Raw genomic sequence first — 25,624 nt, forward strand, 5'->3', positions numbered from 1 at the left:
CAGTGGACTTCATTGCACCGAACAGTGCCCAGCGGGTGGCATTGACAGCGGTGGCATCCCGCAGCGGTAATTTGAGCTGGCGCTGGACGCGCTCAAGGCGGACTTCCGCCGACAAGCCATTAACTTTGAGGCGTTTCTTGAGTCCCTTGTTGGTGGCAAAGAAATCAGCAAGCCACTGGCTGTCCTTGGCCTGGTTGCAGTCGTGACAGGCGATGGTCAGGTTGGCCACCCGGCTAGAGCCGTCCCGAGATTTCGCTACCACATGCTCGATTTCCAGCGGTGTATCACCGGTGCCGCAGTAGGTGCATTCCCGGCCCCATTTTTCCAGGAGGTATTCGCGCACCTCATAGCCCAGGAGCGTGCCTTGCTGGTACTCGACGCCGGAAATCTCGGGGTTTTCCATCTTCTGCAGATCGAAACGCACCAGCTCCATGCTCAGGTGAGTCACCGGCGCCCAGCGGCACAGCTTGTCCACCCAGGCCATGGTCGTATCGACTCGGTGTTGCAGGCTGGGTGGTAGCCAGCCCTTCTTGCGCGTGCGGTTATCAAAACGCGGCTGACGATAACGCAGGTTCTTGCTGCGACGCCGACGCCGAAAACCGGCACGTTGCTCCAAGGCTTGGCGAATCTGGAAGCCCCGATGCACCAACTGAAACAGGCAAAGCACATGGCGGGTTGCCGGTGCCTTTTCTTCCGTTGCGTTGTTTTCCAGCCGCATCAGCGCCAGCCCGGTTTCCTTGCTGCCCGGATCGGCAGCCAGCAGGGTTGGCTGCAAGGTGCAGTCACTCAGGCACCGATCACGCAGGCGGATCACAAAAGGGGTCAGGTTCACCACCACCGCCCGACCACGCTCCAGCAACAGCCGTGCGCGTTTTTCGCTACACGGCATCAATAGAACCCTTACGGGCCTGGTGACGCAGGTCTTCCAGCCTGTCTCCCCTCGGGAATGTCTGCAACCGGCTCCTACCTTGCGGTAGCGATCAGAACCTTCGGCGCTTTACCTTTCACCAGCGTGATCCTGACCTTCCAGAGCGCCGAACTGAGCGAAGCATTCGGCGGTGGGTCTTGACGACCTATTGCAAACGTAGCGGGTTGGCTACCGCTTTCCCTGGTCAACCGGGCTTGTTGTCACAAGCCTCGTCCCTTCAGGGCTAGGTAGTTGACTTTTGGGCTTTCACTCCGTTTCTGTTTCTGTTTCAGCTTCGCTGGTGGTTTGTTGCAGGGCGCTGAGTTCCAGTTGGGAAAACAGGCTGTCCTCATCGAAAGTAGGCGCGGCGGGCTTGGCAGGTTCCTGGACTACGAGTAAAGACACAAGATCACCGCCAGGATTTTCGATGGCCTTGCGCACCTTGGCGTAATCCACGCTGACCTGAGCTTCTTCGGTGAGCTGAGCGATCATATCCAGTGCTTCGATCAAAGGTTCGAAGTTGCCCACGTTCTCTTCCAGCTGAGGGAAGGATTGGCCATAAAGATTACCATCCGCCGACCAGCCCGCCTTGAAAGGGGCGTCGATCAGATTGACTTTCGTGCCGCTGGGCAGGCGCTCATAAAGTGACTCGATGTCTTCCGGGTACATGCGAATACAGCCACGGCTGACACGCATGCCTACTCCATCGGGTCGGTTGGTGCCATGAATCAGGTAGCTGGGCATATCCAGCAGTATCGCATGACGTCCCAGCGGGTTGTCTGGGCCGGCAGGGACAATAGACGGGGCAGGTTCGCCTCGTTCAGCGGCTTCACGGCGCATGGAAGAGGGAGGCGCCCAGGCGGGGTCCTTGACCTTGATGGTGGTCTTGGTCAGACCTACGGGGGTGGCGAATTCATCACGGCCGACGCTGACTGGATAGCTTTCCACGATGTCGGGGTTATCGGCCGGATAGTAATAAAGGCGCAACTCCGACAAATTGATCACGACCCCTTCACGCGGTGCGGGGGGCAGGATGTATTGCGCAGGAATGACCACCTCGGTGCCGAGCCCTGGGACCCAGAGACTCACATCCGGATTGGCCATGCGTATCTCTTCATAACCGATGTTGTGGCGTCTGGCGATATCAATCAATGTCTCTTCCGGGTCTTTCACGGTGATAGCGTAGCGTTCACCAATGACCGCGCCGTTTTCCGGTAACTTGAAGTGACCACGCGGCAGCTCATCGGGTGAGACAGCTTCCATAGCGCTTTTCTGGGCATCTTGGGTGATGGTGGGTGTATCAGCATCTTCGCTGCTTTCACTGGGCGTTTGTGCGCCAACCGGTTGGGCCAGGCTGGCGACAAGCATTACGGCAAGGCTGGTATAGCCCCAGTGAGTGAGGATATAAGGTGTCTTCATTGGTTTGCGCGAGATCCACCGGCTTTTCTTGCCGGGAAAGAGATGGCGGGGCATGCGTCAGCACACCCTGGCCATGCTTCCCGCTCCTCCTTGCGTGTATGAATGAATGCCCTTGCGGGCCTTATGAGACGGTCCAGAGTCTGCAGCGTTCTGGCCACCGCTATATGGGACAAGTTTGCCCGAGGGGTCAGGCCACCGCTACTTTTTGATTCAGCCGATCGAGTAATTGTTCCACAGCGGTAAAGCGTGCCTCGGTGGTTTCCATGGGAATTTCAAAACGTAACGTATCGGCACCGTCCAGCCGGTAATGCTGAGGCGCTTTCTGGATCAGATTGACCAGGGTCAAAGGGTCCACCTGGGTATGAGGCTCAAAAATAACCCGTCCTCGCGTTTCCCCAGCTTCGAGACGAGAAACCCCCAATTGTTCGGCCTTGTGGCGCAGCCGAGTTTGGCGCATCAGGGTTTTGACAGGTGTAGGCAGCAGGCCGAAACGGTCGATCAGCTCGACCTGAAGTTCCCTAAGTTGGGCATCGTTATCACTACTGGCGATACGCTTGTACATCACCAGCCGTTGCTGAACGTCATGAATATAGTCGTCGGGAATCAGGGCGGGTAAGTTGAGGCTGATTTCCACCCCGGCGCTGAAGGGCGCATCGATGTTGGGTGTCTTGCCGGCCCGGATAGCTTTCACCGCTCGATCCAGCATTTCCATGTAAAGCGTGTAGCCGATGGTTTCCATCTGGCCGCTTTGCTCATCGCCCAACAGTTCCCCGGCACCCCGAATTTCCATGTCGTGGCTGGCAAGCGTGAAGCCGGCGCCGAGGTCATCTGAGGCACTGATGGCTTCCAGCCGCTTGATGGCGTCACGCGTCATGGCTTTGGGGGGCGGAGTCAGTAAATAGGCGTAGGCTTGATGGTGGCTGCGCCCGACCCGGCCACGTAGCTGATGAAGCTGGGCTAGGCCGAATTTATCCGCTCGTTCGATCAGGATGGTATTGGCAGTAGGTACATCGATACCGGTTTCGATAATGGTCGAACACACCAGGACGTTAAAACGGCGATGATAAAAATCCGACATGACGCGTTCCAGGCTGCGCTCGGGCAGCTGGCCGTGAGCCACCGCAACGCGCGCGTCCGGCACCAGATCACGAATTTTCTCGGCGGCGTTTTCAATCGTCTTGACTTCATTATGCAGAAAGTAGACCTGACCGCCGCGCAACAACTCACGTAACAGTGCTTCCTTGATCACGGCGTCGTCACGTTGCTGGACGAACGTCTTGACGGAAAGGCGTCGGGCGGGGGGGGTCGCAATGATGGAAAGATCGCGAATGCCGCTCATGGCCATGTTCAGGGTGCGCGGAATCGGCGTGGCCGTCAGGGTGAGAATATCCACTTCGGCACGTAGGGTTTTCAGCTTTTCCTTCTGCGTCACTCCGAAACGGTGTTCTTCATCGATGATCAATAGCCCCATCTTGGGCAGCTCGACACTCTTGGAGAGCAGCTTATGGGTACCGATCACGATATCGGTTTGCCCATTCTTGATCCGCTCAAGGGCCTTGTTCATGTCCTTGCCGCCGGTGAAGCGGGAGATCAGTTCAAGATTGACGGCGGTATCGGCAAAGCGATCACGGAAATTCTCGAAATGCTGGCGCGCCAGCAGCGTGGTGGGCACCAGTACCACCACTTGACGACCCGACTGTACCGCGAGAAAGGCGGCACGCATGGCGACTTCGGTCTTGCCGAAGCCGACATCACCGCACACCACGCGATCCATGGGTTGCGGTGAGGTCATGTCCTGGATGACCGCTTCGATAGCGGCGTGTTGGTCGGGCGTTTCCTCGAAAGGAAAACTGGTGGCAAAGCGGACGTACTCTTCTCCAGGAGCTTCGTAAACGACCCCTTGCTGTGCTTCGCGGCGGGCGTAAACGTCCAGCAGTTCGGCAGCAGTATCACGAATTTTTTCAGCGGCTTTCTTGCGCGCCTTTTCCCATTGTTCCGAGCCGAGCCTGTGGAGTGGCGCCAACTCATCGTCGGCGCCCGCGTAGCGCGAAATCAGGTGAAGGCTGTCGACCGGTACATAAAGTTTGGCTTCGTCGGCATACGCCAGGGCAAGAAACTCGGCGGCCTGGCCGCCGGTTTCCAGCGTTTCCAAGCCTAGATAACGCCCCACGCCGTGAGCTTGATGGACCACCGGTGCGCCAGGGCGAAGCTCTGAAAGATGGCGCACGGCGAAGGCATTGTCATCGGTGGTTTTCTCTCGCCGACGGCTCTGGCGTACCACGTCACCGAACAGTTCGGTTTCGCTGATAACGGCGATATCGGGCGATTCAAGCCATAACCCGCTATCGATCTGACCTTCGGTAATCGCGAGCGGGCTTTCGCTTTCCAGAAACTGAGCGAACGAGTCGACGTGAGGTAGCCTTAAATGCAAAGGCGCCAAGGTTTCTTCCAGTGCTTCACGACGTCCTCGCGATTCTGCAACGAACAGGGCGCGTGTCTTGGGGTGTTCTTCTAGAAAAGCGTGTAATGCAGCAAGGGGCGCCTTGGCGCGAGCGTTGATAGCGACTTGCGGGGGCATTTTTGCCGCAGGGGACCGGGCATGGCGGTTTTGGGTATCCTGGGTCAGCTCGATACGAGGGCGCAGCTTGATTTCGGCAAAAACCTCACTGACCGGCAAAAATGCACGATGTGGTGGCAATAAGGGGCGAGTGGGATCGACGCCCAGGTTGGCATAGCGGTTTTCGATCGATAGCCAGTGGTGCTCGGCGGCCTCGAACACGCCGGGGAGTAACGCGACGCGAGTGCCGGTGGTGAGATGTTCGAACAACGAGGCTGTCTGCTCGAAAAACAGTGGTAAATAATGTTCAAGACCGGGAGAGGGAATGCCTTTGCGGGCGTCGTTATACAATGGGCATTGCCGAGGGTCGACATCGAATAGCGTTTCAAAGTTTTCCCGAAAGCAAGCGATGGCGCTGCGGGAAAGTGAGTATTCCTGAGCAGGCAACAACTCGAGACGCTCGATCTTGTCGGTGGAGCGTTGTGTGCCGGGATCGAAATAACGCAGGGTGTCGATTTCATCGTCGAACAGATCGATACGGATCGGCTGTTCGCTGCCCATGGGGTAGAGGTCTATCAAGGCGCCGCGCAGGGCATATTCGCCGGGCTCATAGACGGTTTCCACTGCACGATAACCGGCGCGGGAAAGGGATTCGCGAAAGTGCTCGCGGTTGAGCTCGGTGCCTACCTCGAGCTGCAGGACGCGCCCGGCGATATAGTCGACCGGCGGCAGGCGTTGCATCAGGGTATTGATGGGGACCAGTACAATGCCGCGCACGCCATCCTGGAGCTGGCGCAGGGTTCTCAGACGTGCCGAAACGATGTCCTGATGGGGCGAAAAGCTGTCGTAGGGCAGGATTTCCCAATCAGGAAAAGGCAACACCGGAACCTGGCTGTAAAATGCCAGGTCCTGCTCAAGCCGCTGAGTGCTGGCGGTGTCCGGCGTGATCACCAGTAACGGCCCTGACTGTGCCGCACGGGCCAGGCCCAAGGCGGTGGCACTGCCCGGAGGGGCGTGCCAATACAAGGTGTCACGGCTGCCTTGGGGTTCAGGCGGTTGGAGCAAAGAGAATGTCGTCATGATGGCAGTATCGGCTTGCGCTGAAACGGAGAGGTGATGATACACGATGGAGGCTTTTACGGCAGGGCGGGCGTGAATCGTAGGGAATTCGCTTGCCCAAAGGACGTTTGTGTAATCCCCCTACATGGGCTGCGACTATCCAGCGATTGCGGCTTGGGCATCTGGCCGGGATAATGGATACTAACTACGTTACTTACTCTTCATTTGAACAAAGAGGCCGCAAGTGAGTCAGCAAACTCTCGACAACGTTTTTCAGGAATGGCAAAGCAACGAAGCACTGGCTGAGCAGATGGTTCCCCTGTTGGGTCGACTATATCGCCAGAATAATATCGTCGCCACCATATTTGGGCGTTCGCTGATCAATAGGTCGGTCATTCGTATCCTCAAGAATCATCGCTTTGTGCGCAAGGTGGAAGGTACCGATCTTTCCGTTCAGGATACCTACCCGATCATCAAGGCAATGAGCGAGCTTAACCTCGGTCCGGCGCACGTCGATGTCGGCAAGCTCGGGGTCGCCTTCAAGAACCAGGGCGGCGGCGATGTAGAAGCTTTCTTGCGCAAGGAGCTTCACGAGATCATCGATGGCTACCGCCCGGGTGCCAGCACCGGCGAGCCGAAAGATGTAGTGCTTTACGGCTTTGGGCGTATCGGCCGCTTGCTGGCGCGGATCATGGTGGATAAGGCCGGAGGCGGTAACCTACTGCGTTTGCGTGCCATCGTGGTGCGTGGCCGAGGCGATGTGGCAAAGGATCTGGAAAAACGGGCCAGCCTGTTGCGCCGTGATTCCGTGCATGGAGCCTTTAACGGCACCATCAGCATGGATGCGGAGGCGCGCACGCTCACGGTCAACGGTAATGTTGTCCAAGTGATTTACGCCAATTCTCCCAGCGAGATCGATTATACCGATTACGGTATCGACAATGCCGTGGTGGTGGATAACACCGGCATGTGGCGTGATGAAGCCGGCCTGGGACAGCACCTCGAATGTAAAGGTGTTTCCAAGGCATTGCTGACGGCGCCAGGCAAGGGCGATATCAAGAATATCGTTTTTGGTATCAATCACGGCGACATCAGTGAAGACGATCGTATCCTGTCAGCGGCCTCTTGTACGACCAATGCTATCGTCCCGGTACTCAAGGTATTGAACGATGAGTATGGCGTGGTCACGGGGCACGTGGAAACCGTTCACGCCTATACCAACGATCAGAACCTGATAGATAACTATCATAAGGGTGACCGTCGTGGCCGTAGTGCGGCGCTGAATATGGTGTTGACCGAAACCGGTGCGGCCAGTGCGGCGGCCAAGGCTTTGCCGGAGCTTGCCGGCAAGCTGACGGGTAATGCCATCCGGGTGCCGATCCCCAACGTGTCGATGGCGATACTCAATCTGACCCTGGAAAAAGGCACCGATGTCGAAGGGCTCAACGACTATCTGCGCCGTATGTCGATTGATTCGGCCTATCAGAAGCAGATTGATTTCGTGGATTCCACAGAAGTCGTCTCCTCGGATTTCGTGGGGAACCGTCATGCGGGTATCGTCGATGCCAAGGCCACCATTACCAATGGTAATCATGCCGTCGTTTATGTGTGGTACGACAACGAATTTGGTTATAGCTGCCAAGTGGTCCGTATCCTTCAGCAGATGTCCAATGTAAGTTTCCTGAAATTGCCACGAGCCGCGGTCTGAGTAGGTTTGTGCCCTCATTTCAAGGGTATGTAGCAGTAGATAAATGCACGCCACCCAAGGGTGGCGTGCTTTTTTTTAAGCTGAACGCTGCGATATAGCACTTTTGGCGACCCCTTGGGATGTGGTCATTGGACGCGCTTATCTTTATAATACGATGGATTTTTCGGGGTGGTTCGAGCGGGGCTCGGGCTGAACTTGTAACAATCTTTAGAAATAAACCAAGAATTCGAATTGATTCGAATTTCTCACCTTCGTATATCCGATCCATCAACTGGGCGAGACTATGATCGAAGTCAAAAAAGGCCTGGATCTCCCCATCACGGGAGCGCCCGAGCAGCGTATCGAAGATGCGCGCCCTGTGCGCCACGTGGCAATCCTGGGTACTGACTATGTTGGCATGAGGCCGACCATGGAAGTACAGGAAGGGGAAAAGGTCAAACTGGGGCAGTTACTCTTCACCGACAAGAAAATCGAAGGTGTGCGCTTTACCGCACCGGCCGGTGGTGAAGTCGTTGCTATCAACCGTGGCGAAAAACGTAAATTGTTATCCGTGGTCATCAAGGTGGATGAAAGTGAAGAGGCCGTCACTTTCACTACTCACGGACGCAACGCATTAGAGAGTCTTGAGCGACAGACAGTCGTGGATCAACTGGTGGAATCAGGGTTGTGGACGGCACTACGCACGCGTCCTTTTTCCCGAACGCCGGCCATTGATAGCGCCCCGGCGGATATCTTCGTCACCGCTATGGACACGAACCCGCTGTGTCCTGATCCGGCCTTGATCATCAACGAAAACGCCGAGGCGTTTGAAGATGGTCTTAAAGTACTCAGCCGGCTCACCGAAGGAAAAGTTTTTCTGTGTACGTCTCCCGAGGCCCGGATTCCCGGCACCGAGGTGAAAGGTGTGCAAACGGAAACTTTCTCAGGGCCGCATCCAGCAGGTCTGGTAGGTACCCATATTCACTACTTGTCGCCGGTCGCTCTGCACCGGAAAGTGTGGCATGTCGGTTATCAGGACGTGATTGCTTTTGGCAAGCTGTTCATAGACGGCAGGCTGGACACGAGCCGCGTTGTGGCGGTAGGTGGCCCACGTGCCGAAAATCCTCGGCTGCTGCGCACTCGTGTCGGGGCGAGTACCGAAGAACTTCTTTCGGGCGAAGTCATCCATCCTGAAGACACCCGTATTATTTCCGGTTCGGTATTCTCGGGGGCTGCTGCAGAAGGTAAATTGACTTACTTGGGCCGTTTCCATAACCAGATCAGCTTGATCGAGGAGGGCAACAAGCGAGCTTTTCTGGGTTGGTTGTCGCTCGGTGTCAAGCGCCACTCAGTCATGGGCATCTATGTCTCGGCGTTCAAGGGGTTGAAGGATTACGCACCGAACACCTCCACCAACGGTTCCGAACGTGCCATGGTGCCGATCGGCGCGTACGAGGTGGTCATGCCGCTGGACATTCTGGCGACACAACTACTGCGTACACTGATCGTGGGCGATATCGAGGTTGGCATGCAACTCGGATGTCTGGAGTTGGATGAGGAAGACCTCGCGCTCTGTACTTATGTTTGCCCCGGTAAATACGAGTACGGCCCCATCCTGCGTGACAATCTCACCATGATCGAGAAAGAGGCCTGATGATGAGTATTCGACAAAAACTCGACAACATCGAGCCGCACTTTCATCAAGGGGGTAAGTACGAAAAGTACTATCCGCTTTATGAAGCCGTGGACACGATCTTCTATTCACCGCCGAACGTTACCAAGACGACCGCTCATGTGCGTGACGGGATTGATCTCAAGCGGATCATGATCACCGTCTGGTTATGTACGTTCCCGGCGATGTTCTTCGGTATGTGGAATGCCGGCTGGCAATCCAACATGGCGATCGACGCGGGTTATGCCTCTTTGGGAGGCTGGCGTGAAGCGATCATGATGACCCTGGCGGGCGGCCATGATCCGAGTAACTGGTGGGCCAACTTCGTTCTGGGGGCTACTTACTTCCTGCCGATCTACCTGGTGACGTTCGTCGTGGGTGGTTTCTGGGAAGTATTGTTCGCCATCAAGCGTGGGCATGAAGTCAATGAAGGTTTCTTCGTTACTTCCGTCTTGTTCGCCTTGATTCTGCCGGCCACCATCCCTTTGTGGCAAGTGGCGCTGGGCATCACTTTCGGTGTGGTGATCGGCAAGGAAATCTTCGGCGGTACCGGCAAGAACTTCCTCAACCCGGCATTGACCGGTCGTGCTTTCCTGTACTTTGCTTATCCGGCGCAAATTTCTGGTGATGCAGTGTGGGTAGCCGCGGATGGCTATACTGGAGCAACGGCACTGTCGATGGCCTTCCAGGAAGGCATGGCGACCATGACCTCGCAATTCTCCTGGTGGGATGCCTTCCTGGGCTTCATTCCGGGTTCCGTGGGTGAAGTCTCGACCTTGGCTATCCTGATTGGTGCAGTGGTGCTTCTGTGGACGCGAATCGCCTCCTGGCGAATCATGCTGGGGGTATTTCTCGGTATGGTCGCGACCAGCGCGCTGTTCAACCTGATCGGCTCTGACACCAACCCGATGTTTTCCATGCCGTGGTATTGGCATTTGGTGACCGGTGGCTTCATCTTCGCTCTGGTGTTCATGGCAACGGATCCGGTGTCCGCATCGATGACCAACCAGGGACGTTTGATCTTCGGCATACTGATCGGGGTCATGACCGTGTTGATTCGTGTGGTCAACCCGGCTTTCCCAGAAGGCATCATGTTGGCGATCTTGTTTGCTAACCTGTTTGCACCGCTGATCGACTACTTCTTTGTTCAGGCCAACATCAAACGTCGCGTTCAACGTACCGGCGTTCCGGCCGAGGAGACTGCCTGATGGCACAGAGCAATAACTCCATCAAGAAGATCCTGATAGTGGCGTTCGCACTGTGTATCGTGTGTTCGGTCATTGTCTCGACGGCTGCGGTGGCATTGCGCCCTCTGCAGCAACTTAATCAGGAACTGGATCGCAAGACCAATATCCTTAGCGTGGCGAATCTCTATGAGCCAGGCACGGATGTGGAAGCCGCCTTCAGCAGTGAAGTTACCGCACGTGTGGTTGATATGCGCACCGGCGAATACACTGATCGGTTTGATCCAGCCACTTTCGATCACTTCCAAGCGGCACGTGACCCGGCAACCGGGCGCACCTTGTCCGGTGAGCGTGACATCGCGGGTCTGTCTCGCGTGGAAAACTTCGCGACGATTTACCTGGTGGGCGACCCGAGTGATCCGCAGCAGATCATTCTGCCAGTACGTGGTCAGGGCCTGTGGGGTCTGATGCGGGGCTATATGTCCGTGGAAGGCGATGGCAATACCATTATCGGTATCACCTACTATGAACATAGCGAAACGCCCGGGCTCGGCGCTGAAGTCAACAATCCGCGCTGGCAGGCTCAGTGGGAAGGTAAAGAAATCTTCTCGGACGAAGACAGCGTGATGCCGGCCATTCGAGTGGCTCGGGGTGCCGGAACAGGCGAGCATGAAGTCGATGGCCTTTCCGGTGCTACCCTGACCAGTAAAGGGGTGACTAACATGGTGCAATTCTGGTTGAGCCCGGAAGGGTTCGGTGAATATCTGGCCAGATTCCGTGCCGATATCAGCCCGGAAGATGTTCAGGGTGCCGAAACCGATCTCGAACCAGAACTTGAACCCGAAACGGAAGGAGCTTAATCATGGCAGATTTAACTCCGAAAGGTGTTCTTACTTCCCCAATCTTCCAGAACAATCCGATTGCTTTGCAGATACTGGGTATCTGTTCGGCGTTGGCCGTTACCACCAGCATGAGCGTATCGCTGGTAATGGCGTTGGCGGTTATCTTCGTCACGGCCTTCGCCAATCTGTTCGTTTCGTTGATCCGGAGTCATATTCCGTCTTCGATCCGGATTATTGTCCAGATGACCATTATCGCCTCTCTGGTCATCGTGGTTGATCAGATACTCAAGGCTTATGCCTACGAAATGTCCAAGCAACTGTCGGTCTTCGTCGGCTTGATCATTACCAACTGTATCGTCATGGGCCGTGCCGAAGGCTTCGCCATGAGCAATACGCCGGGTATGTCTTTTCTGGACGGGATCGGCAATGGTCTGGGTTACGGCCTGATATTGATGATCGTCGGCTTCTTCCGTGAGCTGCTTGGCTCGGGTAGCGTCTTCGGCTTTACCATCCTGGCACCAATTCAGGATGGCGGCTGGTATGTGCCCAATGGTTTGATGCTTCTACCACCGTCCGCTTTCTTCATTATCGGGCTGGCTATCTGGGTACTGCGTTCCTTCAATCCGGAGCAGGTAGAAAATAGCGAATTCGAGATGAAGGAAAACACCAAGCCGAAGGAGGCCGTGTAAAATGGAACATTATCTGAGCCTGTTCGTAGCTTCGGTTTTTGTCGAAAACATGGCCCTGGCTTTCTTCCTGGGCATGTGTACATTCCTGGCGGTCTCCAAGAAGGTGTCATCGGCTTTCGGCTTGGGTATTGCGGTCATCGTGGTACTCACCGTTACCGTACCGGTCAATAATCTGGTGTTCACCTTCCTGCTACAGGAAGGTGCCCTGACCTGGACCGGTATTGCGGGTGCCGAGAATATCGACCTTTCCTTTTTGGGGCTGTTGAGCTATATCGGGGTCATCGCTGCCCTGGTGCAGATCATGGAAATGTTCCTCGACAAATACGTGCCTGCACTCTACAACGCCCTGGGCGTGTTCCTGCCGCTGATTACCGTCAACTGCGCCATCCTGGGTGGCGTACTGTTCATGGTTGAGCGTAACTACAACTTCGGCGAGTCAGTGGTGTATGGCTTGGGCGCAGGTGTGGGCTGGGCACTCGCTATTACTGCGCTTGCCGGCATTCGCGAAAAATTGAAGTACAGCGATGTGCCGGCCGGCTTGCAGGGCCTGGGCATTACCTTCATCACCGTGGGGCTGATGTCTTTGGGCTTCATGTCCTTCTCCGGCATCCAGCTCTAAACGGGGCTTGATTCTCCGGCGGCCGCTGGTCGCCGGGTCAAGAAAACCTCTAGCAATAGGAAACCGACATGGTTGATACAAGTGTCATCTTGCTCGGTGTTGTCATGTTCACTGTGATCGTCATTGGACTGGTCCTGGTGATACTGGCCGCTCGTAGCAAGCTCGTCAGCACCGGGGATGTGACCATCGAGGTCAACGGTGATCCCGAGCACACCCTGAGTACGCAAGCCGGTGGTAAGCTTTTGAACACCCTGGCCGCCAATGGCATTTTTCTCTCTTCCGCCTGTGGCGGTGGTGGGTCTTGTGCCCAGTGCAAGTGTCGCGTGGAAGAGGGCGGCGGCTCGATTCTACCTACCGAAGAATCCCACTTCACCATGCGTGAAAAAAAGGAAGGCTGGCGTCTTTCCTGCCAGGTTCCGGTGAAGCAGGACATGAAGGTGGAAGTTCCCGAAGAAGTTTTCGGCGTGAAGAAGTGGGAATGCGAAGTCATCGCCAACCCCAACGTCGCTACCTTCATCAAGGAACTTAACCTCAAGCTGCCTGAGGGCGAGAATGTCGACTTCCGGGCAGGTGGGTATGTGCAGCTGGTCGCGCCGCCTTACGATATCAAATTCTCTGATTTTGATATTGATGAGGAATACCGGGGTGATTGGGAGAAGTTCGGTCTTTTCAAGACTTCCCACAAGAACCAGGAGGAAGTCATCCGTGCCTACTCCATGGCGAACTATCCGGAAGAGCGTGGCATCCTCAAGTTCAATATCCGCATCGCGACTCCGCCTCCGGGTACTAACCATCCGCCAGGGTTGATGTCGACTTATGTCTTCAACCTCAAGCCGGGTGACAAGATCACCGTCATGGGGCCGTTTGGTGAGTTTTTCGCCAGAGATACCGATGCCGAGATGGTGTTCATCGGTGGCGGTGCAGGCATGGCACCCATGCGCAGCCACATCTTCGATCAGCTCAAGCGACTCAAGTCAGATCGCAAGATCACGTTCTGGTACGGTGCTCGGTCCTGGCGTGAAACCTTCTACAACGAAGAATACGATCAGTTGGCGGAAGAGTTTCCGAACTTTGAGTGGCATCTGGCGCTTTCCGATCCTCAGCCGGAAGATAACTGGGAAGGTCCGACAGGTTTTATTCATAACGTACTGTATGAGAATTACCTCAAGGATCATCCCGCGCCTGAAGATTGCGAATACTACATGTGTGGGCCACCCATGATGAATGCCTCGGTGATCAAGCTGTTGCTTGATCTCGGGGTCGAACCGGAAAACATCCTGCTGGATGATTTCGGTGGATAAACTTCCTGCCTTTTAAGGCACATTGAGGGGCTGGCCATTAGGCCGGCCCCTTTTGCTTGATTCCGATGTCTCCGGGCGAGATGCATTATCGTATTATATCTACCCTGGATTCCGGCACTTTCATTGTCATGGTGTTGTCTCCTTTCCAGGACATGGATAAACAGAGGGAGATAGCAAGTCAGATAATGAAGCGATGAAGGAGTGAACAAATGACTATCTGGTTACTGGCGTTAGGTTTCATGTTGCTGATGGTAGCTGCCATGGCAATCGGCGTAATCATGGGCCGTAAGCCTATTGCTGGTTCATGTGGTGGTTTGAACCAGCTGGGTTTGAAGGATGGCTGCGATATTTGCGGCGGTAAGGACGAGGTCTGTGAAGAAGAAAACCGCAAGCGCGGTAGCAGTGCCCGTCGGAGTAGCGATGAGAGCCGGGGCGCGGATTTAGGCTATGATGCAACACGCCGTTGATACGCCTAAATGGCAGCCTCGTTACTGAAAAGTAGTCTGTGGGATTCAGCTTGATAAGCAAAAAAAGCGGGTAATGTTCAGTGCTCTACGCTGAACATTCGCTTCGCATGTGTCAGGGAACAAGGAGACGCCTAGACTATGGCAGTACATAATTATGACGTCGTGGTAATCGGCACCGGCCCTGCCGGTGAAAGTGCTGCTATCAATGCTGCCAAACATGGCATGCGGGTTGCGATTGTCGAAAAACAAGCGCAAGTGGGTGGTAACTGCACGCATTGGGGAACAATTCCTTCAAAGGCCTTACGTCACCAAGTCAAGCAGATCATGGCGTTCAATACCAACCCCATGTTTCGTGATATTGGTGAGCCGCGTTGGTTTTCCTTCCCCAAGGTAATGGAACATTCGCGCGTCACTATCGACAAGCAAGTCGAAATGCGTAGCCGTTTCTATGCCCGTAATCGTATCGATTTATTCAACGGTGTGGCGCGTTTCAAGGACGAACATACGGTACTGGTACGTGACCGCCAGGAAGGGACGGAAGAGCTGGTGGCCAAGAAAATCGTGATTGCCACCGGTTCCCGCCCTTACCGTCCCGCCGATATCAACTTTCGTCATCCGCGTGTGTACTGCTCGGATACCATTCTCAGCCTATCTCACACACCACGCACCTTGATCATTTTTGGTGCTGGTGTGATTGGCTGTGAATATGCCTCGATTTTTTCGGGACTCGGGGTCAAGGTCGACTTGATCAACAATCGTGACAGCCTGTTGTCCTTCCTGGACGATGAGATCAGCGATGCCTTGTCCTATCATTTGCGCAAGCACGGTGTCCTGATCCGTCACAACGAAGAATACGAGCGAGTTGAAGGGGATGAATCCGGGGTTATCGTCTATTTGAAGTCCGGCAAGAAGTTGCGTGCGGATGCGTTTCTATGGGCCAATGGCCGCACGGGCAATACCGATAGCCTGGGGCTTGAAAACGTCGGCCTGGAAGCCAACGGACGTGGTCAATTGCAGGTGGACGATCATTATCGTACGACCATCCCGCATATTTATGCCGCCGGTGACGTTATCGGTTGGCCGAGTCTTGCCAGTGCCGCTTATGATCAAGGGCTGAATTCGTCCAACGAGTTGCTGGAAAAAGACTATCGCTATGTAACCGAAGTGCCGACCGGGATTTATACCATCCCTGAAATCAGCTCCTTCGGCCCCAATGAGCGTGAACTTACCGAGGCTAAGGTACCCTACGAGGTCGCTCAGGCGTTCTTCAAGGATACCGCCAGGGCGCAGATTACCGGGGATACCATCGGCATGCTCAAGATATTGTTCCATCAGGATACACTGGAGATTCTGGGGATTCATTGCTTTGGCGACCAGGCGTCGGAAATTGTGCATATCGGTCAGGCAATCATGCAGCAGAAGGGGGCAGCGAATTCGCTCAACTACTTTGTCAACACTACCTTCAACTATCCCACCATGGCGGAAGCATATCGCGTTGCCGCCCAAAATGGTTTGAATCGAGTTTTCTAGGACTCCTTTACATTGTTCAAGGAAGGCGAAGAAAAGTAAGATTTTGGTTTCTCAGCATTATTCGTGTAGGAACTGTCACTTCCTCCCATATGGACGGGGGGAAGGACTATATCGACTCGGTTGCGACCGGTTTCCTTGGCCTGATAGAGCGCCTGGTCCGCCAGGGAATACAGCTGCTCGAATGTTTGCTCACCCGTTATCGTGGTGGTCAAGCCGATGCTTACGGTTATGCGCAACCCATCTTTAACGCAGTCCAGCTCAAGGCTTGCCACTTTCTGCCGGATACGCATCGCTACACATTTTGCTTCTTCCATTGAAGTATTCGGCATCAACAGGCAAAACTCCTCTCCCCCGATTCGTGCTAATGTATCCGACTGTCGGCACAGTGACGCAATACAGCCGGTAACTAGACGCAGGACTTCGTCCCCGGCCGGGTGGCCGTAGGTGTCGTTGACATGCTTGAAATAATCCAGGTCCAGTATCATCAAGCTAAGCGGATGCTGCTGGCGTTGGGCGTTAGCTAACTGGGTGGTGGCGATGGAAACGAGATAACGGCGGTTTTTCAGTCCGGTCAACTCATCGGTTAGCATCAACTTGTGCATCTTGTTGCGCTGTTGCTGCAGGTTTATCACCGCGGCAAACAAGCTAGCCGTCATGATCAATACAAAAAGCACCAAAGGAATTACCGCACGGGACATTTGTTGAGTGACCCGATACTGCTCTCCGGCGGCTGCATGGACGGCATTATTGAGTTCGCTGTATATCCACGCCATGTTGACCTCCATTTCCATCCCCAGTTGCTGAAGGGGTTCCAGAAAGGAGTTGTCATGGATGGTTTGCAGAGCGAGGCGTTCGAGTTCGGTTAGCTGACTTTCCAGTAACTTGAAGTCGTCGCTGAGATAACTGACATGCGGTTCGAGTAAGGGATAACGCCCGATGCTGTTCTGAATCCCTTCAAGATGGCGTTGTGCCAACCACAGAAAATGATTGATCTCGGGTAAGTGAACAGATGCCGGGTTTGCCATGAATACGTTAATTACTTGGTTGAGTTGGTTATTCTGCTGTTGAGCGCGTACTACGTCTCCGACCATCGCGGTATAGTCGGCACCCACCTGTTGGCGGGCATGATTGACATAAACCCCAATGACGATAGCGGCAATTCCTGCCATGACGGCAAAGCCTGTCACCAAGCGCCAGCGTGAAAAGAAGCGGTCGCTATGATCGTTATCTTCAAGGGTCATATTCATTGATGCCGTACCTCCTGAATGGCCCAGATCCAGCGTGCCTGCGGCAGTGTTCCGGCGAGCACCGCTTCAGCATCCTTCGGAGCTACCAGCAACAACGGCCCCAGTTGCTCGCGGTCAAGGGGCATGCCATTTAACCGGGTCACTAGAAGGTAGCGCGTTTTTTGACGTTCGTCCGCGCTGAGGAACACGCTGTAATCATCCCGGGCAATCAGTCGCACTCGGTCTTCCGGCTGGATTCCCTGATGTTCGAGAAAGGTATCGAGCCAAACCCCTGTAAAACGACCTTCCAGTCCTTCCGGATGCTGCATTTCCACATCGTATAGCGGAGTAGATTCAATGTCTGCCAACGATAGCCAGTGATTATCGTGGCCGATCACCATTTTAAGCGTCAGGCTGTGGTCGGTGGAGGGAGACAGAGGGCTGGGGGTCACCTCGGCAGCGTGGGCGGAAACCAACAAGGTTGCCATTGCACCGAAAGCAATTATCAATAGGCCGCCAATACCACAGCGGTAAAAGTGGAAAAACAATCGGGCAATGGACATTATCAGTTCCTTTGAAGGGGAAAGAGAACTCAAAAAAAATTGAATGCTTTAACCTAACTACAGCAAACTATAATGAATGCTGCCATCCCTCGTATCCATTAATTTTTTAAATTATTGCCAATAAGTAACGAGTATTTCAAAGAAGTTCAATGCGTAAAATGCCCTAGTTAACACGCTAAAGAGTATTAAGTGTTTCCTGGGCTTTTGTCTGCCAAGGGCCAGTCAATGCGGCTGCACGGCTCAGTGCGCGCCTTGCCTCCACGTCATTATTCAGTTGTCGTTCGATCAAGCCCAAATTGAGCCAGGCCACACCTAATGATTCATCCAGAAGTACCGCCTGTTCAAGCGCCTGCCGGGATTTTTTTATTTCACCCACGGCATAATGCGCATTGCCCAAGGCGAAATGCCCCATGGCGCTGTCAGGGTGAGTGTTTACCAGTGCCTTCCAGCTGGGCAGGGCCGCTTGCACCCCTTGGACGGATTCAAAGGTGCTAATCGCTTCAATAGCACGAAAAGGGCGTATTGCTTCGGGCACAGAGCCGGGAGACATTATTGTAAAACCCCAGCGTTCACTGCGTGCCCAGGTGGCATCAAAACGACTCAGGGACATTTCATGATTTGAAATTTCACCGCTATGCAATGTCAAGGTGCGTGTCGGCAGGTCATAGCCTATGGCTACGGCATAGTGCCACATCGGCCAGACAGGCAATGCCAGGTTCTGAAGTACCACCACGGGCTGCCCACTTGCCAGCTGGGTCAGAAGGGCGTCCAAGGAGCCTTCAATAGGAAAGGGAATCATGCCATGGCGGCGTACCGTCGCCAGCATTTCGGATTGAACGCTACCTTTACGCCCAGGAATGAAGACCTGGGGGATCAAGTTCTCCATTTCCACATTGACGCCGGCGGCATTGAGTACCATCGCAAGCGAAGCCGGACCGCATTGATAATCACGCTGTGCGTAAAAGGGTACTTCCTTTAGAAGATCACCAGGCGGCAGGTTATTCAAGGTGGAATCATTCAGGCGAGGCGAGGCGGCGCAGCCTAGTAGAAGACTCATCAGCAGCAAAACGCCCGCGGAGCGGGCGTAAAATAGACAAAATGGCATTATCGATCAGCGTGTGAAGGGATAGACATCGGTCAAGCCGAGAATATCGGTGACCAACAAGATGATGAAGACGGCAAACAAGGCACCGATCACACCGCCGCCGGCACCGGCAGGTAGTTGTTCAAGCTGCTCAGCCATCTGGTGGACCTCGGCATCGCTCAGGGCGGCAACGCGCTTCTCCACTTCGTCAAGGCTGACACCTTGGGCGAGCAGCTGCTCCTGCACATCAGCTCGGGCAAGCACCTCACTGATACGCTCGCGTTCGGCACTGCTGCTGTCAGCGCTCAAGGCAGCCTGGGTGGAAACCAGGCCGGTTTCCGCTTGACCGTGAGGAGTCGCCGCCACCGGCATGCTGCCAATGAGAAAGGCAGTGATCAGAAGAGGTGTCAGGTAGAGGCGCAGTTTTTTCATCATGGGAAGTCCCTTTTTAGTGAAGGTGATTATTTAAGTGAAAGTAAATCAACGATACCCGAGGCGGTAAACCCTGCTGGGTGTCGATGATAGCAGGATCGATGACGGGTAAGGTCGTCAGTCTAGAAGATGATAGCAGAAGAATGGCGTTATCTAGTTAACGCACTTGGTACGTCCAGGCGGTATCCGCCAATAATCCGCGGCCTCCCGCCAGGGTCAGCGCCAAGTCATGCAGGCCCTCCCAGGTAGGTATCGCCACGGCACCCTTGATTGAAAGATCCAGCCGCTGAGCCATGAGCAGCAACTTGTGCAAGCGTTTCATGGGTAACCGCGCAATCGCCTTCTGGTAGGCGGGGCGACGTTTATCGAAGATCATGGGTTTTTGCGCCTTGCATGCGTGCTCGAAGCTCTGGCCTTGTTCCAGATGCTGTTGAATCGAGAGTAAGGTACGCAACTCGCGACTGAGTGCCCAGAGAACGATGGGTGCTTCGACCCCTTCACTGCGCAAGCCATGAAGAACACGGGAGGTTCTGGCGGGTTCGCCTTTTAAGCAGGCATCCGCCAAGGTGAAAACATCGAAGCGGGTATTATCTTCCACGCCCTGCATGATGCTCTCGGGGGTAATTCGGGCACCGGGCGAACTCAGCAAGGCAAGTTTCTGTAATTCCTGGTCGGCCGCCAGAAGATTGCCTTCGGTACGCTCACCGAGCAGCCGGGCAGCGTCCAGCTCAAGGGTCAGCCCATGGCGCGAGGCGCGATCGCGCAACCAGAACCCGAGGCGGGAGGCGTCCACCGGCCATACAGGAACGAACAAGGCATGTTTGTCCAAGGCTTTGAACCAGGCGCTTTTCTGTTGCTTGGCATCGAGTTTGCCCATGCTGATCAGCAGAATATCGTCACATGTGGCGAGCCGTTCCGCATAGCGGCTCAAAGCCTTGGCGCCTTCCTGGCCCAGGCTATGCTTGCCCAGGCGAACTTCCAGCAGCTTGCAACTGGCAAACAACGAAAGGTTGTTGGACGCTTCGTCTAGCCGCCCCCAGGCAAAATTAGCCTCGACGTCAAGCACCTCGCGCTCTTCCACGCCTGCCTTGCGTGCCGCCGCTCGAACGGCATCGCAGGCATCACGGTGTTGAAGCGGCTCCTCTCCAGCGACTATCACCACCTTGGGAAGCTTTTTTTCCAAAGCCGCGGGTAGCTGGTCAGAAAATACTTTCATTGCCAGGATGCCACGTTGACCAGGCGTGCAAGGATTTTCTGGGCAAGCTGTTTTTCAAGTTGACCACGAGCCTCGGAAAACAGCGCTTCACGATTAAGTAAATCATCGTCATTGACTCGAATGCGCGTGGATGTGCTGAGCGTCTCGGTATGTAGATGATAGGTATCGTCGCTGCGTTCTTGAAGTGCCACGCTTGCGCGCAAGGTGAGCTCATGGTCGCGGCTGGCCCGGCCTTCGCCGCCCAAGGTCCGTTCCTCCAGGCGAGGTGTGCCCAGGGTGACCACCCAAGGCGCTTGGTCGCTGACGCCGGAGCCCGCCCGCTGCAAGCGCGAGATGAACTCGCGTGCCAGGCCGCTTTCGGTATCGCCTGCAAGACTCAGCTCGGGTAGCGTGGTTGGCATATCACTGCCTCTCAGCTGAAACCCGCAGCCACTTAGCAACAAGGGGGCGAGTGCCCCCGCTGCGAGGGCGTAAAGGACGTCGCGACGTTTCATCCACTCACCACGATATTGACCAGTTTGCCGGGAACCACGATTACCTTGCGCACGGTCTTGCCTTCAAGGTGTCGTTGCACGTTCTCTTGGCTCATCGCCATGTCTTCCACTGTCGCTTTATCCGCATCCGCCGGCACTTCGATGCGGGCGCGTAACTTGCCGTTGACCTGCACCACCAATTCAAGGGTGTCGCGGGTTAGTGCGGCTTCATCCACGGCTGGCCAGGCAGCGTCTATCGCCGGCTCGCTGTGGCCCAGTGCTTGCCATAGAGCGTGGCACGTATGCGGCGTAATGGGCGCTAACAGCAAGACGCAGGCTTCAAGCGCCTCGCGGCTAATGGCCAGGCTCTGCGGATTCGCCGCATCACCTTCGTTCTGGAAACGCCCCAAAGCATTGGAAAGCTCCATGACGGCAGCGATGGCAGTATTAAATGTAGTACGGCGACCAATGTCGTCACCGGCTTTTTTCAAGGTTTCATGGGTCTTGCGGCGCAGGGCTTTCTGGTCGTCGTCCAGGGCCGCGATATCCAGTGCCACGGGTTCGCGGGCCTCCAGATGCTCGGAAACCTGGCGCCATAGCCGCTTGAGGAAGCGGTGAGCGCCTTCCACACCGGAATCCGACCATTCCAGCGACTGTTCCGGAGGAGCAGCGAACATCATGAACAGACGCACGGTATCGGCGCCGAACTTGTCGATCATCGATTGCGGGTCGACCCCGTTGTTCTTGGACTTGGACATCTTTTCGATGCCGCCCATTTCCACCGGCTGGCCGTCACCGATCAATATTGCGCTTACCGGGCGGCCTTTCTCGTCGCGCTTGACCTCGACATCCGCGGGGTTGAACCATTGCTTGCCGCCGTTGGCGGTCGAGCGATAGTAGGTCTCGGCGATCACCATGCCCTGAGTCAGCAACTGCTGGAACGGCTCGTCGGAATCGACCAGGCCGAAGTCACGCATCAACTTGTGGAAGAAGCGCGCATAAAGCAGGTGCAGGATGGCGTGTTCGATACCACCGATGTAAAGATCCACCGGCAACCAGTAGTTGGCGCGCTCGTCTAGCATGGCATCGTGGTTGTCGGCACAGCAAAACCGCGCGTAGTACCAGGAGGATTCCATGAAGGTATCGAAGGTGTCGGTTTCGCGTATCCAGCCGTCGCCGAGCTCGGAAAATTCCGGCATCTTCTTGAGCGGCGAACCTGAAGCATCCACGGTAACTTCCATGGGCAGCTCGACCGGCAGTTCTGCATCGGTGAGCGGAACGGTCTGGCCTTCGGGGCCGTACTTGACCGGAATCGGCGCTCCCCAGTAGCGCTGGCGGGCAACCCCCCAGTCACGCAAACGGAAATTGGTCTTGACCTCGCCCTTGCCCAGCGCCTTGAGCGCCCCGGCAATCGCCTCGAACGCCTGCTCGAAGTTCAGGCCGTCGAATTCACCGGAGTGAATCAAGGGGCCGTATTCGGCGTAGGCGCCCTGGGAGATATCCGGCTCGTTGCCCTTTTCATCGGCAATCACCGCCTTGATCGAAAGGCCGTATTTGGTGGCGAATTCCCAGTCGCGCTGGTCGTGACCGGGTACCGCCATGACCGCCCCGGTGCCGTATTCCATCAGCACGAAGTTGGCCACGAAAACCGGCACTTCCTCGCCGCTGAGCGGATGCACGGCCTTATGCCCGGTAGGCATGCCTTTCTTTTCCATGGTGGCCATGGCGGCTTCGGAAGTGCCGCCACGCGCGCATTCATCGCAGAAGGCGGCAAGCTCGGCATCGGCTTGTGCCGCTTGCTTGGCCAAGGGGTGCCCGGCGGCCACCGCCACATAGGTCACGCCCATCAGGGTGTCCGGGCGGGTGGTGTAAACGCTGATCGCGGAGGAGGGCGTGCTGTCGGCGGCCTTGATATCGAAGCTCAGCTCCACCCCGCGCGACTTGCCGATCCAGTTGCGCTGCATGGTCTTGACCTGTTCGGGCCATTCGACCTTATCCAGGTCCGCCAGCAATTCCTCGGCGTAGTCGGTGATCTTCAGGAACCACAGGGGGATTTCCTTGCGCTCGACCAGGGCGCCGCTACGCCAGCCGCGCCCTTCGATGACCTGCTCATTGGCGAGTACGGTCTGGTCCACCGGGTCCCAGTTGACCGTGGACATCTTCTTGTAGACCAACCCCTTTTCAACTAGCCGCGTGAAAAACCACTGCTCCCAGCGGTAGTAGCTAGTATCGCAGGTGGCGAATTCACGGCTCCAGTCGTAGGCAAAGCCCAGCGCCTTGAGCTGATTACGCATGTAATCGATGTTCTGGTAGGTCCATTCGGCCGGCGGTACCTGGTTCTGAATGGCGGCGTTTTCCGCCGGCATGCCGAATGCATCCCAGCCCATCGGCTGCATGACGTTCTTGCCTTGCATGCGTTGAAAACGCGATACCACATCGCCGATGGTATAGTTGCGCACGTGCCCCATGTGCAGCTTGCCGCTGGGGTAAGGGAACATCGACAGGCAATAGAATTTCTCGCGGTTGGCGTCTTCCACTGCCTTGAAACACTGGTTCTTGTCCCAGTACTGTTGGGCGTCGCGTTCGATATCACGGGGGCTGTAATGTGCGTCCATCGGTTTTTTTAAATGCCTTGGCGTATGGCCCGTAAAGTGGGCGCAAGGTGAATGGTGGATGACAAGTGTCGAATTTGTTTCGTGGATTGTATCCTATGCAGGTAAAACCTTGAACGGCTAGCGGTAAGACACAATAGTAGTCGTAGAAATAGCCCGAGGATAAGGAGTGCCATCATGAGTGAAAAAAAGAACGATAACCGTCTACGGGAAGGTTACGAACGGATGCTGGAGCGGCTTCAGGGTGGCGCTGACGAGCTGACCTGGGAAAACCTTCAACACGAGCTGGACGAGGCGGTCGAATTCGAAGGTGAACTCGAGGAATTCACCAAGGACGAATTGGCCCTGTTGCGTGCGTGGGTCGAGCGTGACCTGAAAGACATGCGTATCTACCTGAAAGACTCGGGCAAGCATGTCGCCAGCTGGCTGGGGATTGACCTCAACAAGATTTCCCGCAGCGTCGCCGAATCACTGCTGTCCATCGCCGACCGCAGCATCGTCGAAAATGAGCAACTGAAGGACGACCTGGAAGCGGCACGCGCCGATTACTGCGAAGGGGAGGTGGTCGCGCCGGGGCGCATGGCCTGCGTGCATTGCGATGCCCAGGTAACGCTCGAGGAAGTCGGGCGTCTTGAACCCTGCCACCAGTGCGGCCACCGCTATTTCTATCGCTTGCCGGATGCCGCAGCAAGCTGAGTCACCCCTGCCACCAGCCCATCAGGATGATGGCGACAATCGAAAGTCCGCTCATGATCAGGGCGTAGTAGGCATTGTTTGTCATCATCCGATATCCACTCACCCCGTATCTACCCTGTAGCGATAGGTTGATCCCCGAAAGCGGCCCGACGCTGGTGCCGACCGCCCAGGACGCCAGCGCCACGAAGGCGAACAGCGTTTGGCTGCCTGCCTCGAGCGTCAAGACGGACGCCAGCACAGACACGCCGATGATAGGGTGCAAGCCGATCAGTGCGCTTGCGACGATGGCGGCAAAGCTGAAAATTGCCTGTGGCGTGCCGAAAACCGCAAACAACGTCCATTCGCTGCCGGCGACAGCCCGGACGAACGTCGAAAGTCCCAGCGTCAATAACCCCGCCGCCAGAAACAGCGAAATTTCCCCGCGCATGGCCGGTAGCCGTGTGGTGGTGTGCCGGCGAATGCGCCGCAGGGTCCAGAGCGGCCCATCACGCAGATTGACCAGCACCGCGACGCTGGGCAGCAGGAAAGTGATGATACTGACGATGGTAAGTGACGGCGTTATCCAGAAATGAAACACCATCACCAGCGCGGCCATGCCGGCGGGCATCAGCAGGCTGGTGGGCGCCAAGGAAAACCCCTCAACATCGTTCAGTTCAAAGCGTTGCTTCATCTCGAAAGTGGTAATCAACCCGGAAAGTAGTGCCAAGGGCAGGCCGATACTCAGAATATGCGGATACTGCATTTCCGGCGCCAAGGTGATCACCACCCCCATCGAGGCAAAGAACGGCGACCATAGGGCAGCGCTGGAAAGACCGCGATTCAAGGCCAGTAATTGCGGCATTTTCAATGGCTCACGGCGTGCCAAACGATCGCCCACCATGAAGACCGTGGAAAGATTCAGAATAATGCCTAGAAAATGCACTCCCAGCCAGGTACGCAGAATGCCGCCGGCTCCAGTTAACTTTCGCCCGGGGGCCGGTTCATGGCCGCGCCGCGAGCCGATCAAGCCGATGAAACTCACGCCCACCAGCATTGCCACCACAAAGGTATTGCCCTGCAACATGGCGGGCCAATCCACCTTTGCGCCATACACAAAGCGCGCCACCAGCAGCATCAGGGTGCCAATGGCCATCAACGCTCCCGCCTGAATCCGCGAACGCTTAGGAATGTCGCGCCACAGCAACGCAACCGATGCCCACAGCAAATAGCTCACCGCATGTGCGGTAGCCACCAGGCCGGTAAAGCCGATAATTTGCGCGATAAGCCCAAGCAGGATCAGCACGCCTGCCAAGCGTTGCCTCGGGGTCGTCTCTTGCATGCCGGTATCCTAACAGTGAATTAGCAGGCTAAAGGGATTGACCCACGAAGACCAGCGCCTAAGCACTTCTT

22 protein-coding genes are annotated in these 25,624 nt (G+C 55.7%); 11 read left to right on the top strand and 11 right to left on the bottom strand.

Features of this window, described 5'->3' with window-relative positions:
• On the bottom strand, nucleotides 1-889 hold an 889-nt coding region (iscB, locus tag DU506_RS10980), incomplete at its 3' end, for an RNA-guided endonuclease IscB (protein ID WP_181870740.1).
• A 57-nt stretch (nucleotides 890-946) separates the two neighbouring features.
• On the opposite strand from iscB, the gene DU506_RS22490 reads away from it, so the two are divergent.
• The gene (locus DU506_RS22490) at nucleotides 947-1,069 is read left to right on the top strand and encodes a hypothetical protein (protein WP_268877319.1); all 123 of its coding nucleotides are present in this window, start codon (nucleotides 947-949) and stop codon (nucleotides 1,067-1,069) included.
• 105 nt (nucleotides 1,070-1,174) lie between these two features.
• On the opposite strand, the gene DU506_RS10985 is transcribed toward DU506_RS22490, so the two are convergent.
• Nucleotides 1,175-2,326 carry a L,D-transpeptidase family protein gene (locus DU506_RS10985; RefSeq protein ID WP_114487025.1) on the bottom strand — a complete coding sequence of 384 codons (1,152 nt, stop codon included), beginning with the start codon at nucleotides 2,324-2,326 and terminating at the stop codon, nucleotides 1,175-1,177.
• A 187-nt stretch (nucleotides 2,327-2,513) separates the two neighbouring features.
• Entirely contained in the window at nucleotides 2,514-5,963 is a 3,450-nt protein-coding gene (mfd, locus tag DU506_RS10990) for a transcription-repair coupling factor (RefSeq protein ID WP_181870741.1), read from the bottom strand.
• Nucleotides 5,964-6,186: 223 nt separating this feature from the next.
• Here mfd and DU506_RS10995 point away from each other — a divergent pair, with 223 nt between their 5' ends.
• The 9 genes from DU506_RS10995 to sthA all read left to right on the top strand — a co-directional run bounded on the left by DU506_RS10995 (nucleotide 6,187) and on the right by sthA (nucleotide 15,933).
• Nucleotides 6,187-7,650 (top strand): glyceraldehyde-3-phosphate dehydrogenase, encoded by a 1,464-nt coding sequence (locus DU506_RS10995; protein ID WP_114486984.1) that lies wholly within the window; start codon nucleotides 6,187-6,189, stop codon nucleotides 7,648-7,650.
• 283 nt (nucleotides 7,651-7,933) lie between these two features.
• Complete coding sequence (locus tag DU506_RS11000) at nucleotides 7,934-9,283, top strand: Na(+)-translocating NADH-quinone reductase subunit A (RefSeq protein ID WP_114486985.1); 1,350 nt, start codon at nucleotides 7,934-7,936, stop codon at nucleotides 9,281-9,283.
• On the top strand, nucleotides 9,283-10,509 hold the full coding sequence (locus DU506_RS11005; protein WP_114486986.1) for an NADH:ubiquinone reductase (Na(+)-transporting) subunit B: 1,227 nt from the start codon (nucleotides 9,283-9,285) through the stop codon (nucleotides 10,507-10,509). The genes DU506_RS11000 and DU506_RS11005 overlap by 1 nt, the downstream gene beginning before the upstream one ends.
• On the top strand, nucleotides 10,509-11,345 hold the full coding sequence (locus DU506_RS11010) for a Na(+)-translocating NADH-quinone reductase subunit C (RefSeq protein ID WP_114486987.1): 837 nt from the start codon (nucleotides 10,509-10,511) through the stop codon (nucleotides 11,343-11,345). Before DU506_RS11005 ends, DU506_RS11010 begins: the two co-directional genes overlap by 1 nt.
• A gap of 2 nt (nucleotides 11,346-11,347) precedes the next feature.
• Complete coding sequence (locus tag DU506_RS11015; protein WP_114486988.1) at nucleotides 11,348-12,016, top strand: NADH:ubiquinone reductase (Na(+)-transporting) subunit D; 669 nt, start codon at nucleotides 11,348-11,350, stop codon at nucleotides 12,014-12,016.
• A gap of 1 nt (nucleotide 12,017) precedes the next feature.
• Nucleotides 12,018-12,635: an NADH:ubiquinone reductase (Na(+)-transporting) subunit E gene (nqrE, locus tag DU506_RS11020; protein WP_114486989.1), complete on the top strand. Its 618-nt coding sequence runs from the start codon at nucleotides 12,018-12,020 to the stop codon at nucleotides 12,633-12,635.
• Nucleotides 12,636-12,703: 68 nt separating this feature from the next.
• Nucleotides 12,704-13,936, top strand: coding sequence for an NADH:ubiquinone reductase (Na(+)-transporting) subunit F (gene nqrF / locus DU506_RS11025; protein WP_114486990.1), 1,233 nt, complete (start codon nucleotides 12,704-12,706; stop codon nucleotides 13,934-13,936).
• A 209-nt stretch (nucleotides 13,937-14,145) separates the two neighbouring features.
• Nucleotides 14,146-14,403: a (Na+)-NQR maturation NqrM gene (gene nqrM, locus DU506_RS11030; RefSeq protein WP_114486991.1), complete on the top strand. Its 258-nt coding sequence runs from the start codon at nucleotides 14,146-14,148 to the stop codon at nucleotides 14,401-14,403.
• Between the two features lie 138 nt (nucleotides 14,404-14,541).
• Entirely contained in the window at nucleotides 14,542-15,933 is a 1,392-nt protein-coding gene (sthA, locus tag DU506_RS11035; protein WP_114486992.1) for a Si-specific NAD(P)(+) transhydrogenase, read from the top strand.
• Here the strand turns inward: sthA and DU506_RS11040 are convergent.
• The 7 genes from DU506_RS11040 to leuS form a co-directional block, all read right to left on the bottom strand.
• Complete coding sequence (locus DU506_RS11040; protein WP_114486993.1) at nucleotides 15,930-17,180, bottom strand: GGDEF domain-containing protein; 1,251 nt, start codon at nucleotides 17,178-17,180, stop codon at nucleotides 15,930-15,932. The two genes, sthA and DU506_RS11040, sit on opposite strands and share 4 nt — an antisense overlap.
• Nucleotides 17,177-17,722, bottom strand: coding sequence for a hypothetical protein (locus DU506_RS11045; RefSeq protein ID WP_114486994.1), 546 nt, complete (start codon nucleotides 17,720-17,722; stop codon nucleotides 17,177-17,179). The genes DU506_RS11040 and DU506_RS11045 overlap by 4 nt, the downstream gene beginning before the upstream one ends.
• Nucleotides 17,723-17,897: 175 nt before the next feature.
• Entirely contained in the window at nucleotides 17,898-18,779 is an 882-nt protein-coding gene (locus DU506_RS11050) for a PA2778 family cysteine peptidase (protein ID WP_235825534.1), read from the bottom strand.
• 54 nt (nucleotides 18,780-18,833) lie between these two features.
• Nucleotides 18,834-19,238 carry a PA2779 family protein gene (locus DU506_RS11055; protein WP_114487026.1) on the bottom strand — a complete coding sequence of 135 codons (405 nt, stop codon included), beginning with the start codon at nucleotides 19,236-19,238 and terminating at the stop codon, nucleotides 18,834-18,836.
• A gap of 157 nt (nucleotides 19,239-19,395) precedes the next feature.
• The gene (gene holA / locus DU506_RS11060; RefSeq protein ID WP_114486996.1) at nucleotides 19,396-20,454 is read right to left on the bottom strand and encodes a DNA polymerase III subunit delta; all 1,059 of its coding nucleotides are present in this window, start codon (nucleotides 20,452-20,454) and stop codon (nucleotides 19,396-19,398) included.
• Nucleotides 20,451-20,948 carry an LPS assembly lipoprotein LptE gene (lptE, locus tag DU506_RS11065; RefSeq protein ID WP_114486997.1) on the bottom strand — a complete coding sequence of 166 codons (498 nt, stop codon included), beginning with the start codon at nucleotides 20,946-20,948 and terminating at the stop codon, nucleotides 20,451-20,453. Before lptE ends, holA begins: the two co-directional genes overlap by 4 nt.
• The gene (gene leuS, locus DU506_RS11070) at nucleotides 20,945-23,542 is read right to left on the bottom strand and encodes a leucine--tRNA ligase (protein WP_114486998.1); all 2,598 of its coding nucleotides are present in this window, start codon (nucleotides 23,540-23,542) and stop codon (nucleotides 20,945-20,947) included. Before leuS ends, lptE begins: the two co-directional genes overlap by 4 nt.
• Nucleotides 23,543-23,716: 174 nt before the next feature.
• On the opposite strand from leuS, the gene DU506_RS11075 reads away from it, so the two are divergent.
• Nucleotides 23,717-24,235: a zinc ribbon-containing protein gene (locus DU506_RS11075; protein ID WP_114486999.1), complete on the top strand. Its 519-nt coding sequence runs from the start codon at nucleotides 23,717-23,719 to the stop codon at nucleotides 24,233-24,235.
• Nucleotide 24,236: 1 nt separating this feature from the next.
• On the opposite strand, the gene DU506_RS11080 is transcribed toward DU506_RS11075, so the two are convergent.
• Complete coding sequence (locus DU506_RS11080) at nucleotides 24,237-25,553, bottom strand: hypothetical protein (protein ID WP_114487000.1); 1,317 nt, start codon at nucleotides 25,551-25,553, stop codon at nucleotides 24,237-24,239.
• Between the last annotated feature and the right edge of the window lie 71 nt (nucleotides 25,554-25,624).

The organism is Vreelandella rituensis (genome assembly GCF_003336665.1).
Taxonomy (GTDB): Bacteria; Pseudomonadota; Gammaproteobacteria; order Pseudomonadales; family Halomonadaceae; genus Vreelandella; species Vreelandella rituensis.